General features: G+C 65.4%; 10 protein-coding genes and 1 tRNA gene. 2 read left to right on the top strand and 9 right to left on the bottom strand.

The genetic code is table 11. The features are described 5' to 3' along the window. Nucleotides 1-121: 121 nt before the first annotated feature. The 8 genes from HW932_RS06185 to ffh form a co-directional block, all read right to left on the bottom strand. Complete coding sequence (locus tag HW932_RS06185; RefSeq protein ID WP_176975611.1) at nt 122-1,318, bottom strand: class I SAM-dependent rRNA methyltransferase; 1,197 nt, start codon at nt 1,316-1,318, stop codon at nt 122-124. 88 nt (nt 1,319-1,406) lie between these two features. Next, a complete protein-coding gene (gene pap / locus HW932_RS06180) occupies nt 1,407-2,990 on the bottom strand; it encodes a polyphosphate:AMP phosphotransferase (protein ID WP_176975610.1) in 1,584 nt (527 codons plus the stop codon). Nucleotides 2,991-3,086: 96 nt separating this feature from the next. Further along, on the bottom strand, nt 3,087-4,538 hold the full coding sequence (locus HW932_RS06175; RefSeq protein ID WP_176975609.1) for a TRAP transporter large permease: 1,452 nt from the start codon (nt 4,536-4,538) through the stop codon (nt 3,087-3,089). A gap of 1 nt (nt 4,539) precedes the next feature. Beyond that, nucleotides 4,540-5,076 carry a TRAP transporter small permease subunit gene (locus HW932_RS06170; protein WP_176975608.1) on the bottom strand — a complete coding sequence of 179 codons (537 nt, stop codon included), beginning with the start codon at nt 5,074-5,076 and terminating at the stop codon, nt 4,540-4,542. Nucleotides 5,077-5,106: 30 nt separating this feature from the next. Then, nucleotides 5,107-6,021 carry a diguanylate cyclase domain-containing protein gene (locus tag HW932_RS06165; RefSeq protein WP_176975607.1) on the bottom strand — a complete coding sequence of 305 codons (915 nt, stop codon included), beginning with the start codon at nt 6,019-6,021 and terminating at the stop codon, nt 5,107-5,109. Beyond that, nucleotides 6,021-8,651 carry a PAS domain S-box protein gene (locus HW932_RS22095; RefSeq protein ID WP_176975606.1) on the bottom strand — a complete coding sequence of 877 codons (2,631 nt, stop codon included), beginning with the start codon at nt 8,649-8,651 and terminating at the stop codon, nt 6,021-6,023. Before HW932_RS22095 ends, HW932_RS06165 begins: the two co-directional genes overlap by 1 nt. Before the next feature lie 36 nt (nt 8,652-8,687). After that, nucleotides 8,688-9,563: a penicillin-insensitive murein endopeptidase gene (gene mepA, locus HW932_RS06155; protein ID WP_176975605.1), complete on the bottom strand. Its 876-nt coding sequence runs from the start codon at nt 9,561-9,563 to the stop codon at nt 8,688-8,690. A gap of 17 nt (nt 9,564-9,580) precedes the next feature. Then, complete coding sequence (gene ffh, locus HW932_RS06150; RefSeq protein ID WP_176975604.1) at nt 9,581-11,008, bottom strand: signal recognition particle protein; 1,428 nt, start codon at nt 11,006-11,008, stop codon at nt 9,581-9,583. A 183-nt stretch (nt 11,009-11,191) separates the two neighbouring features. Here ffh and HW932_RS06145 point away from each other — a divergent pair, with 183 nt between their 5' ends. Next, nucleotides 11,192-12,004: a cytochrome C assembly family protein gene (locus HW932_RS06145; protein WP_176975603.1), complete on the top strand. Its 813-nt coding sequence runs from the start codon at nt 11,192-11,194 to the stop codon at nt 12,002-12,004. 24 nt (nt 12,005-12,028) lie between these two features. After that, nucleotides 12,029-12,104: transfer RNA gene (locus HW932_RS06140), tRNA-Lys, on the top strand. A 313-nt stretch (nt 12,105-12,417) separates the two neighbouring features. Here HW932_RS06140 and HW932_RS06135 read toward each other — a convergent pair. Continuing rightward, complete coding sequence (locus tag HW932_RS06135) at nt 12,418-12,984, bottom strand: hypothetical protein (protein ID WP_176975602.1); 567 nt, start codon at nt 12,982-12,984, stop codon at nt 12,418-12,420. Nucleotides 12,985-13,033: the final 49 nt, after the last annotated feature.

Below are 13,033 nucleotides of genomic sequence, written 5' to 3'. Positions count from 1 at the left end.
TGGGCGGGTTCAGCGCGGTGAAGTGTATGCAAGCCCTCCGGCAAAATCCATCCGCCCAAGATGCATAAGCACAGGCCGTGCCGGTACGCTCCATGCCGCCGGGACACCCGACGCCGATCACTCAATGCGAGGGTAGGGCGCGCACGAACAGCGTCTTGAGATAGGCCGTCTCCTGGATCGCCGGATGGACCGGATGGTCCGGGCCCTGCTGGCCGGTCTCCAGCAGTTGCAGCCGCCGGCCGGCACGCTGACCGGCCTGTTGCACCACGCGCTGGAAGCCATCGCGTCCCATGTGGAAGGAGCAGGACGAAGTGACGAGCAGCCCGCCCGGCTCCAGTAGCTCGAGACCGAGACGGTTGAGCCGCTGATAGGCCGCCGTGCCGTCTTTCTCGTCCTTGCGGCGCTTGATGAAGGCCGGCGGGTCGAGCAGCACGGTGTCGAAACGTCGGCCCTGATCGCGGAGTTCGCGCAGCACCTCGAAGGCATCGCCCTGGAGCGGGTGCACGCGCGACGACAGGCCATTGCGCTCGGCATTGGCCTGGAGGCGCGCCAGCGCGTCGGCCGAGGCATCGACGGAGGTCACGTCCGAAGCCCCAAGCGCGGCGGCACGCAGACTCCAGGCGCCGACATAGCTACAGACATCCAGTACCCGCTCGCCGACGCCATAGCGGGCCAGACGCGCGCGGTTCTCGGCCTGATCGAAGAACCAGCCGGTCTTCTGGCCCTGCATCGGATCGACGGCGAACTCCAGTCCCTGTTCGGTCAGCACCCAGTCGCCGGACGGATCGCCCAGCACGCGCTCGACGCTCTGTTCCAATCCCTCCAATTCGCGTACCGAGGTGTCGTTGCGCAGCACGATCTCGGTGGGGCGCAGCACCTGCTCCAGCGCTGCCAGGATCTCGGCGCGCGCGCGTTCCATCCCGGCGGTGGTGATCTGGACCGCCAGCCGGTCGCCATAGCGATCGACGATCAGTCCCGGCAGTCCGTCGCTCTCGCCGAAGACGAGCCGGTAGAAGGGCGATGTGTAAAGCCGTTCGCGCAGAGCCAGCGCCTCGTGCAGACGCGCGAGCCACAGTGCAGGACTCAGAGGATGCGCCCGCTCACGGCTGACGATCCGGGCGCAGATCAGCGAGTGCGGATTGGCATAGCCGTGGCCGATCCAGCGCTCGCTCCGGCTCAGGATCTCGACCGGCTGGCCGGGTTCGAGCGTCTTCAGCGGAGTGGCCTGGGTATCGATCTCGTTGCTGTAGATCCAGCAATGACCGGCGAGCAGGCGGCGTTCCTGGTCTTTGCGCAGGATGAGTGGTAGAGCGTGCATGATGGGCGTCTCGATCCGATAGCGGGTGTTCGTCGTTGGCCGCCAAGACTAGCACCGAATGTCGGCGGCCCGAAGACCTTCGGATGCCTCAGCCGCTGCCGCCGCCATTCTTCACCGTCTTGCCGCCGGCCGGCTCGACGCGTTTGTCGCCACAGGGCAGGTAGCCCGCTGTCGGAGCCGGCGGTCCCTTGAGCGCCTCGTTGAGCGCGTCGCAAACGGTGCGCAACACCTTGATGCGCGCATAGGGCTTGTCGTTGCCCTCGACCAGGGTCCAGCCGGCATGGCGGGTGCTGGTGCGCACGATCATCTCGTTGACGGCCTCCTTGTACTGCGGCCACTTCTCGCGATTGCGCCAGTCATCCTCAGTGATCTTGTAGCGCTTGTAGGGCACCTCCTCGCGATCCTTGAAGCGCTTGAGCTGCTCGTCCTGACTGATCTGGATCCAGAACTTGACCAGCACGATGCCGCTGTCGACGAGCTGCTCCTCGAAGCGGTTGATCTCGGAATAGGCGCGGCGCCACTCGGACGCGCCGGCGAAGCCCTCGACGCGCTCGACCAGGACGCGCCCGTACCAGGAACGATCGTAGATGGTCATGAGTCCGGCGCGCGGGATGTGACGCCAGAAGCGCCACAGATAGTGATGCGCCTTCTCCTCGTCGGTCGGCGCCGCGACCGGGATGGAGCGATAGAGTCGGGCGTCGACCGCCTGGGTGATGCGGCGGATGGCGCCGCCCTTGCCGCCGGCATCCATGCCCTCGAACACCAGCACGGTCGAGCGCTGCTTGTTGTAGGCGTTCCAGGCCAGCTCGTTGAGTTCCGCTTGCAGCCGCTTGAGCTCGCTCTTGTAGTCCTCGTGCGGCAGAGCCAGATCGAGGTCGAGTTGATCGAGCAGGGTGATCTGGGCGCTGTCGCTCTCGGGCAGTTCGGGACTGGTCGGGGTGCCGTTGGCCTCGGTCGCTTCGTGCTCGGCCAGACGCGAGCGGATGGCGTGCAGCAGCGTCTTGCCGACGGTCAGGTCGCGGTAGCGCCGGTCGCCGGCCTCGATCAGATACCAGGGCGCGCTGCCGCGGTCGGTATGCAGGATGACGCGCTCGGCGACCTGCTCGAAGGCGGCATAGTGCTCGGAGAACTTGCTCTTCTCGGGCAGCATCTTCCAGCGGCTGCGATCGTCGCGCGAGAGTTCCTTGAGCCGCGCCTTCTGGTCGGACTCGGACATGTGGAACCAGAACTTGACGATCAGCGCACCGTCCTGGACCAGCATGCGTTCGAAGTCGACGATGCGGTTGAGTTCGCCGTCGAGTTCGGCGTCACTGCACTGGCCGCGAAAGCGATGCTCGATCGGGGTCTGATACCAGCCGCCGAACAGGATCGAGATCTCGCCGCGCGGCGGCATGGCACGCCAGAAGCGCCAGTAGCGCGGACGCTCGCGTTCCTCGTCGGACTCGTTCCAGAAGGCGAAGGTCTGCACGCCGCGCGTGTCGAGCCACTCGTTGAGCCGGTTGATCACCTCGCCCTTGCCGGCGGCCTCCACCCCGGAGACCAGCACGATCACCGGGATGCTGGTGTGCCTGAGCGCGCGCTGCACCTCCAGGAGCTGGGTGCGCAGTTCCTCCTGCTGCTCCTTGTAGTCCTGCTTGCTGACCGAGCGGCCGACCTTCGTTGCCTCGAACATCTGTGGTGTCCTCTATGTACTACTCGCGGCGATGACGGGGCGAGCTTGCCATATCGATCGGGTTTTTGTCTGCACGCTTGGGCCGGATTCAGAGGCTCAAGGACTCGAATCGCTCGGCGGCGGACCGAACAATCCATCGAAATCCCCGCTGTCGAGCAGACTGGAGCCGCCGGTCTCGGGCAGGACGATCTCGGTCGGATCGCTCAGGGTCGTGGCGCCGTCCAGCCCCCAGCTCACCAGTTCGGGGAAGGCGATGATGAGAAACACCATGAACAACTGAATCCCCAGGAAGGGTACTGCGCCCCAGTAGAGGTCGGTCGTGCGCACGCTCGGCGGCGCGACCGAGCGCAGATAGAAGAGCGCGAAGCCGAACGGCGGATGCATGAAGCTGGTTTGCAGATTGACCCCGATCAGCACCCCGAACCACACCAGATCGATCCCGAGCTTCGCGGCCACGGGCGCCAGTAGCGGCAGGATGATGAAGGCGATCTCGAAGAAGTCGAGAAAGAACGCCAGCAGGAACACCAGCAGATTGACGAAGATCAGAAAACCCAGCACGCCGCCCGGCAGCGAGGTCAGCAGATGCTCGACCCAGAGATCCCCGTCGACGGCGCGGAAGGTGAGACTGAAGACGCTCGCACCGATCAGGATGAAGATGACGAAGCTGGTGATGCGCGCGGTCGAGGCCATGGACTCGGTGAGCATGTCGCGCTTGAGCCGCCCCTTGAGACCGGCCAGGATCAGGGCGCCGACCGCGCCCATGGCCCCGCCCTCGGTCGGGGTCGCCCAGCCGATGAAGATCGTGCCGAGCACCAGGAAGATCAGCGCCAGCGGCGGGATGAGTGCCAGGACGATCCGTTTGGCCAGAGCGCGACCGTGCAGGGTGCGCGCCTCGGGCGGCAGGGCCGGCGCGCGTTCCGGCCAGATCTGCGTATTGGCGAAGACATAGAGCGCATAGAGTCCGGTCAGGATCAGTCCCGGCAGGAGCGCGCCCTTGTACATGTCGCCCACCGAGCGCCCGAGCACATCGGCCATCACGATCAGCACCAGCGAGGGCGGGATGATCTGGGCCAGGGTACCGCTGGCGGCGATGACGCCGGTCGCCAGACGCGGATGATAGCCGTAGCGCAGCATGATCGGCAGCGAGATCAGCCCCATGGCGATCACGGTTGCGGCGACGACGCCCGTGGTCGCCGCCAGCAGCGCGCCGACGAAGATCACCGCATAGGCCAGCCCGCCGCGCACACTGCCGAAGATCTGGCCCACGGTGTCGAGCAGTTCCTCGGCCAGCCCGCTACGCTCCAGGATCAGCCCCATGAAGGTGAAGAAGGGCACCGCGAGCAGGATCTCGTTGCGCATGATGCCGAACACCCGGTCCGGCAGAGCTTGCAGCAGCGCTGGGGTGAGCATCCCGAGTTCGATCCCGATCCAGCCGAACAGCATCCCGACGGCGGCGAGCGAGAAGGCGACTGGATAGCCGATCAGCAGAAACAGCACCAGTGCCGTGAACATCACCGGCGCCATGTTGGCGGCGAGCCAGGCCGTCATCTCAGTGTCCTCCCGTCGTGGGTTCGGGCAGCGGGCGGCGGCCGGTCAGGGCGGCGAGACCCTTGACGATCTCGGACACGCCTTGCAGGGTCAGCAGCGCGAAGCCGATCGGGATGGCCAGCTTCATCGGCCACCAGATCAGCCCGCCCGGATTGACCGAAGACTCGTTCTGCTCGAAGGCGATGAGGAAATAGCCCCAGGCATCGATCACGATCAGCAGACAGACCGGCAGCAGGAACAGCAGTCCGCCCAGGATCTCGACCAGCACCCGACCGCGCGGCGGCAGCCGGTTGTAGAGGATGTCGACCCGTACATGACCGCGTTCCTGGAGCGTCAGGGGCGCGTAGAACAGAAAGATCAGACCGAACATGAACCACTGGCCCTCGATCATGGCGTTCGAGCCCCAATCGAGGGTGTAGCGCAGGGTGGCGGTCAGGGCGCTGAGCAGCACGCTCAGCAGCACAAGCCAGAGGGTGAGCCGACCGACACGGCGATTGAGCCGGTCGATGAACCCCGAGAAACCGAGCAGGAGATCCATGATTCGGTACGACTCCGGTGTCAGGAACGATCAGACGCAGACACGATTGCGCCCCTCGGACTTGGCCCGATAGAGCGCTTCGTCAGCGCGCGCCAGGAGCAGGCTCGCACCATCGCTCGGCGGCTGGGTGGCGGCCACGCCGATGCTGAGCGTCACATGGTCGGCAGCGGCCGAATAGTCGTGCGGGATGCACAGGGCACTGACGGCGGCACGGCAGGATTCGGCCAGGGCCAGGGCGCCCGCCGCGTCCGTGTCGGGCAGGAGCAGCACGAACTCCTCGCCGCCATAGCGAGCCGCCAGATCGGCCGGACGTTGCAGACGCGCGCTGAGCGCGTCGGCGACCCGTCGCAGACACTCGTCGCCGCGGCCATGCCCATAGTGATCGTTGTAGGGTTTGAAATAGTCGACGTCGAGCATGGCCACGGCCAGCGATGTCCCCTCGCGGGCGGCACGCGCCCATTCCAGCTTCAGCGCCTCGTCGAAACGGCGACGATTGGGGATATGGGTCAGGCCGTCGAGCGAGGCGAGACTGTCGAGCAGGTCGGTCTTGCGCTTGAGGTTGACATGGGTGCGCACGCGCGCGCGCACGATCGGCAGGTGGAAGGGCTTGGCGATGTAGTCGACCGCACCCAGGCCCAGCCCGTGCGCCTCTTCTTCGGCCTCGTCCTTGGCGGTGACGAAGATGATCGGGATGGTACTGGTGCGCGGATCGTCCTTCAGGCGTCGGCAGACCTCGTAGCCGTCCATCTCGGGCATCATGACGTCGAGCAGGATCAGGTCCGGCGGCGGGCTGCCGGCGGCGATCTCGAGCGCCTTGGCGCCGCTGGTCGCGACCCGAACCCGATAGTCGGACTTGAGCGTGTCGGCCAGGACACGGATGTTGGCCGGCATGTCGTCGACGATCAGGATCGATGGCAACAGGTCTTCGGGGTCGGGACTGGACATCAGGACTCCGGCTCGCTCAACAGGCGTGACAGACGGTCGATCTCGACCAGGGCCGTATCATAGTCGAAAGATTCGATCGCCACCCCGAGCCGGGACAGCGGATCGGCGACATAGGGCGTGTCACGGAGTGACTCGCCGAGTCCATCCAGCCCTGTCGAATCGACCAAGTCGTTGCGCTCGATCAGCCGTCGCAGACGTTCGAGCCGCTCCAGGATCGCTTGGAGCGACTCCGGCGACAGCCGGCCCGCCACGCCCGGAGCGCTCGTCTCGGCGTGTGCGGGAACCACCCAGCGCCGCAGCACCTCGATCAGCGACTCGAGGACGATCGGCTTGCTCAGATGATCGTTCATCCCGGCTGCCAGACAGCGTTCGCGATCCTCGGACAGGGCGGCGGCCGTCAGGGCGATGATGGGCAGTCGCGGATGCCGGCCACGGATCGCACGGGTGGCGCTCAGACCGTCCATGACCGGCATCTGCACGTCCATCAGCACGGCGTCGAAGGTCAGCCGTTCCACGCGCTCGAGCGCCTGTCGACCGTCGCCGGCGGTCGTCACCAGACATCCGATCCGCTCCAGCAGATCGCGCGCCACCTGCTGATTGGTGGCATTGTCCTCGACCAGCAGCAGACGCGCGCCCCGCAAGGGGGCGGCCTCGGCCGCGAGATCGCGTACCGAAGGCGCCGTGGGCAACGTAGGCAGCGTGTAATCGCCCACGAGATCGACGATGGCATCGAAGAGCGCCGAGGGCGTGACGGGCTTGGCGAGCAGACGCATCCCGGCGTTCGCCCCGGATTCGGCGAGCAGCCGCTCGCGCTCAGTGACCGTCACCATCCAGATGGCCGGACAGGGCGGATCGCCGAAGGTCGGGGATGGCGGCTCGACAGCGCGTTCGGGAGGCCGGTCGAGCACCACCCAGTCGAAGGGCTCGCGCCGTCCCCCGGCCGTCGCCGACAGGATCGCGCGCGCCTGGGCCGGGGAACGCGCCTCGGCGATCTCCATGCCCCAGGCCTCCAGGATCGCGCGCGGTGCGCGGCGCGCGAGACAGTCGTCGGCGACGATGAGTACGCGGCGGCGACCCAGCACGCGGGGCGGCGAACCGATGCGCCTCGGCGGGGATTCGGCGATCTGGAAATCGGCCTTGAACCGAAAGATGCTCCCGATCCCGAGTCGGCTCCTGACACGGATGTCGCCCCCCATGAGTCGTGCCAGTTGACGCGAGATGGACAATCCGAGTCCAGTGCCGCCATAGCGGCGCGTGATCGAGCAATCGGCCTGGGTGAAGGACTGGAAGAGCCGTTCGATACTGGCCTGGTCCATGCCGATGCCGGTGTCGCGGACACTGAAGGCCAACTGGATGCGCCCACGCTCTTCGCGCAGAGCGCGAATCCGCAACTCGACGAACCCGCGCTCGGTGAACTTCACGGCATTGCCGACCAGATTGTTTAGCACCTGCCCCAGACGCATGGGATCGCCGCGCAGAACCTGCGGGGTGCGCGGATCGAGATGATAGTAGAGCGCCAGCCCCTTGGACTCGGCGGCCAGCGAGAACAGTGCCGTGAGCTGATCGAGCACCGCCTCGATCCTGAAATCGACCGTATCGAGCTGGATCTGACCGGCCTCGATCTTGGAGTAGTCGAGCACGTCGTTGAGGATGCGCAGCAGGGCGTCGGAGCCCTGGCGGATCTTGTTCATGTAGTCGCGCTGGCGCGAGTCGAGCCCGGAGTCGAGCAGCAGTTGGCCCAGGCCGATGATGGCGTTGAGCGGGGTGCGGATCTCGTGGCTCATGTTGGCCAGGAACTCGCTCTTGGCGCGATTGGCGACCTCGGCGGTCTCCATGGCGCGGCGCATGGCCTCTTCCGTGGCCTTGCGCTCGGTCAGGTCGAGGATGTGGACGACCATGTGGGAGATCGCCCCCTGTTCATCCCGCACGACCGAGGCGCTCAGCATGACTGGAATGGGGTGTCCCTGACGATGCAGATAGCGCTTCTCGAACTGCACTCGGTCGACGGCCCCCGAGACGAGTTGATCCAGATAGAACAGATCGGCGGTCAGGTCGTCGGGATGCGAGATCGACTGGAAGTCCAGCGCCAGCAGCTCGGACTCCGAGTAACCCAGGATGCGGCACAGCACCTGGTTGACTTGCAGCCAGCGGCCATCGGGGGCGACCAGCGCCATCCCGTGCGGGGCGATCTCGAAGGCGGCGCGAAACTTGGCCTCGCTACGCCTGAGACGTTCATCGGCCAGCCGCGACTCGGTGATGTCGCGGTAGATGGCGTAGAACGTCTTGCGTCCGTCGACGGGGAGCACCTGCACCACGACATTCATGTGGCGAATGCTGCCATCCCGGCAGCGATGACGGGTTTCGAAGTCGTCATAGCCCTGGGTCAGCAACGTCTGGATATGACGCTGCACATCCTCCAGATCCTCGTTCGCCTCATAGTCGGCGATGCGCAGCCGCGCGAACTCCTCGGCGCTGTAGCCGAGCTGTTCGTGCGCGGCGCGATTGAACTCCAGCGGCAGCATGGTCTCGGGATCGAGGATGATGATCCCCAGGGGCGCCAGCTCGAAGAGGGCGCGCAGACGCGCTTCCGAGCTGGGTGTGTCGCTGTTGCCGCTCGAATAGTCTTTCACGGTCGGCCGGCCTGCCCAATCATCGCGGCGTGCTCGTTAGGAATCCGTCAGCACGGCCCGGCAGGCGAAGGGCATCTCAGGCTCGGCGCGCTTGGCCGATCCCTTGCCACGGGCCTTGCCGCTCAGCACCTCGTCGCTCAGCCACCAAGCCAGATCCTCGCCGCAGCCATCGCCGGGCGGGACGGGCGACTGAGCCTCGCAGTTCGGGCTGTCGGCGGGACAGGCCAGACGCACATGGAAGTGGGCATCGTGTTTCCACCAGGGCCGGACCTTGCGCAGCCAGGCGCGATCCCCGCGCGCGCCCCGGCAGAGTTCCTGCTTGATCGCCGCGTTGACGAAGATGCGATCGACGCGCGGATGCCGTGCCGCCGACTCGATCAGGGCGAATTGACTCGGCCCCCAATGCTCGCTGACCGTGCGTCCGCCCGGCGCGACCATACTGCGCGGGTCGGAGCGGTTGTCCATCAACTGCCGGGCGGCCGTCGGCGAATTGGCCAGGGTGAACCAGATATCCACGTCCAGGCCGTTCTGATGACTGCGATGCGAGGAGGACATGAGTCCGCCGCGCGGCTGGCTGAGATCGCCGATCATGACGAGCTGACCGCCGCGCTGTTGCTGGGCGCGGCCCAGATCACTGACGAAACGGATCAGATCCGGATGACCGTAATAGCGGTTGCGATAGCGGCGGATGCTGACATAGCCGGGTCCGGTCTCGGGCAGAGCGTCGGCGCCGCCGATACAGCCGTTGGCCGCGCCGCCGATGACTTCGGTCATACCGGACGAGGGGCGCTGGACTTCACCCCAGGGCGTGGCGAGGACGGGCGCGGTCAGCAGACACAGCCCCAGAATCAGGCCGAGCCGTATTGCGAATGGCGTCTGTGATCGAGCGCGATGGCGAATCGAAACCGACATCTCGGTGTCCTCCCACATCACATCGGAAAACCGCCGCCCGGCGGCATCCCGCCGGGAGGAAAGCCGCCGCCCGGAGGGAATCCACCCGGCGGCAGCATCCCCGGCGGCAGTCGCCCTTGGAGCGAGCGCATCATCTTGGCCATGCCGCCGCCCTTCATCTTCTTCATCATCTTCTGCATCTGCATGAACTGCTTGAGCAACTGATTGACGTCCTGCACCTGGGTGCCCGAGCCGGCGGCGATACGACGCTTGCGCGAGCCCTTGATGACGGCCGGAAACTGGCGCTCGTGCGGCGTCATCGAGTTGATGATGGCCACCAGCTTGCCCATTTCCTTGTCGCTGGCCTTGTTCTTGACGTGGTCCGGGATCTGGTTCATGCCGGGGAGCTTCTCCATCAGGCTCATCATGCCCCCCATCCTGTTCATCTGCTCCAGTTGCTCCTTGAAGTCGGCCAGATCGAAGTCCTTGCCCTTCTTGAGCTTCTTGACCAGCTTCTCGGCCTGATCCTTGTCGACCTTGGCCTGGACCTCCTCGACCAGCGAGACCACGTCGCCCATGCCGAGGATACGTGAGGCCACGCGGTCAGGATGGAAGGGCTCGAGCGCGGTGGTTCGCTCGCCGGTGCCGAGGAATTTGATCGGCTTGCCGGTGATCTGGCGGATCGAGAGGGCCGCGCCGCCGCGCGCGTCACCGTCGGTCTTGGTGAGGATGACGCCGGTCAGCGGCAGGGCTTCGTCGAACGCCTTGGCGGTGTTGGCCGCGTCCTGGCCGGTCATGGAGTCGACCACGAACAGGGTCTCGACCGGCTTGATCGCTTTATGGATGAGCTTGATCTCATCCATCATCTCGGCATCGACGTGCAACCGGCCGGCGGTATCGACGATCAGCACGTCCTTGAAACGCTTGCGGGCGCTCTCGAGCGCGCGCTGGGCGATGTGGACCGGGTCTTCGTCGCCCTGGCTGGGGCAGAACTCGGCCCCGACCTCGCCGGCGACGGTGCGCAGTTGTTCGATGGCCGCCGGACGATAGACGTCGCAGCTGACCACCATCACGGATTTCTTCTGCTTCTCCTGCAACCAGCGCGCGAGCTTGGCGACACTGGTGGTCTTGCCCGAGCCCTGCAGACCGGCCATGAGGATGACCGCCGGCGGCTGGGCGGCCAGATCCAGGCGCTCGTTGGCCGCGCCCATGATCTTGACCAGTTCGTCGTTGACGATCTTGATCAGCACCTGTCCGGGCGTCAGGCTCTTGGTCACCGCCTCGCCGAGCGCCTGCTCGCGGATGTCCTCGATGAACTGGCGCACCACCGGCAGCGCGACATCGGCCTCCAGGAGGGCCATGCGCACTTCGCGCAGGGTGTCCTTGATGTTGTCCTCGGTCAGACGACCCTGACCGCGCAGATTGGTCAGGACCGTTTCGAAGCGATCCTGGAGATTTTCGAACATGATCGAACCTCGATCCGGGCGTCCCGCGCGAGACGCCCTGGTCTGGTGTGGATTTGGAAGACGGACGTGAATGTTGCCATCGGTTTACGGCAGGACTTTGTGAGTATAATGCAGGGCCATCATCGCCCGATACGACTAGGGACGACTTCCAGCCACCGTCATTCGAGCTTCAAGAACGCACCCATGATCCATATCCTCCTTGCCTACGTCGCCACGCTCTGCTATCTGGCCTCGGCCGCCTTCATCGGCATCCGTCTGTTCCGCAAGGAGGGATGGATTCCGCCCCGCGCGCTTGCGATCGCCGTCGGGTTCGGCGGTCTGGTCTTGCACAGCTGGATACTCTGGCACAGCATCTTCAGCAGTGCCGGGATCAATCTTGGCTTCTATCACGCGCTGGCGCTCACTTCCTGGACCATCGTCGCGCTGCTGCTGGTCTCCAGCCTGACCAAGCCGGTCGACAATCTGGGGCTGATCCTGCTGCCGGCGGCGGCGCTGAGTCTGCTGCTGGAGGCGCACATGGCCGATGTCGGCTTCATGCGCGAATCGGCCAGCATGGCGCTCAAGGTCCATGTGCTGCTGTCGATGCTGGCCTACAGTCTGCTGACGCTTGCGGCGGTGCAGGCGATCCTGCTGGCGGTGCAGGACCATCACCTGCGCAATCGGCATCCGACCGGCTTCGTGCGTACCCTGCCGCCGCTCCAGACCATGGAGAGCCTGTTGTTCGAGATGATTTCGGCCGGCTTCGTGCTGCTGACGCTGGCGCTGCTGAGCGGCTTTGCGTTCCTGGAGAATATGTTTGCGCAGCATCTGGTGCACAAGACCGTGCTCTCGGTGCTCGCCTGGCTGGTGTTCGGCGGGTTGCTGATCGGGCGTTTCCGCAAGGGGTGGCGCGGGCGCACGGCCATCGTCTGGACGCTCGGCGGCTTCGCGATCCTGATCCTGGCCTACTTCGGCAGTAAGGCCGTACTGCAATTCGCCTTGCAGAATGCGGGCTGAGATTATTATAATGCTCGGCTTTAAGCGCCCTTAGCTCAGTTGGTAGAGCATCTGACTTTTAATCAGGTGGTCGCGCGTTCGAGTCGCGCAGGGCGCACCATATAAAACAACGGCTTAGACGAGCAATCGCCTAAGCCGTTTTTCGTTGAGTCACCATAGAGTCACCACGCGGCGGAATTTCCGCCCAAAAAGGCGAAAAAGACCCTGCTCGCCAGTCAGACAAAACCCGCCATCGCGGCGGGTCTCTCGGTGCGGTTGCAATACCCCAGCGCATAAGTTGGTTGCTTGGTCTTTCACGCTCGGTCGATCAGGGGTAGAATTCGGGTCAACCCCTTGCAGGTGATCGACCGCCTTTCGCGCTGGAATGCGGCACGACCTGGACATCGGGCGGCCCCGCCACTGTGCGGGGCTTTTCATGTCGGGGTCATGGACACCGCAGCCAAGCGTTGCTCCCGCCGCTCTCGGTACGCCCTCACGCGATCCTCGAACCCGGCGGGCAAGTGCCGGTCATCCCTCGTCGCGATGAACCTCCCAAGCCCCTCATCTTCGCCGTCGATCTCAGCGAGCGCGGCAGTCAGTCGCTCCCGCGCGGTTCCCGAGTCGGTTTCTTCCAGCTGCCGGACGATCCGCTTGCGCTCTCGCTCCAGCTCGATCTGCCGACTGATTGCCACATCGATGGCGTCCTTGAGCCGGTTCCGCTCGCCAGCGCAGGCCAACTCCGTGCCCGATACCACCATCATCACGTCGCGGTGCAACCGCTCCAAACGATCCTGAGTTCGATCGTAAGCGGCGGGCAGGTTCGGCGCGTCCGGGGCCAGGGCTTCGACCAGGGCGAATACCGCCGCTGGGTCCGTCGAGATCCGCTGCCAGAACCCGCGTAGAAGCTTCATCATCTTGCGATGACGCACGGCCAGCGGGCCTTTGTGGAGCTGGTCGCCCAAGGCTGTGCGCTCGACGAGGGTGAAGTGTTTTCGCGGCATAGGGTGCTCCGTGGTGGCATGGCGGGCCTCGACCCGCCACTGATCGATG

This window comes from Allochromatium humboldtianum, from assembly GCF_013385175.1.
Lineage (GTDB): Bacteria > Pseudomonadota > Gammaproteobacteria > Chromatiales > Chromatiaceae > Thermochromatium > Thermochromatium humboldtianum.
The sequence above is the reverse complement of the archived record's forward strand: the minus strand, read 5'-3'. Positions and strand labels throughout refer to the sequence as shown.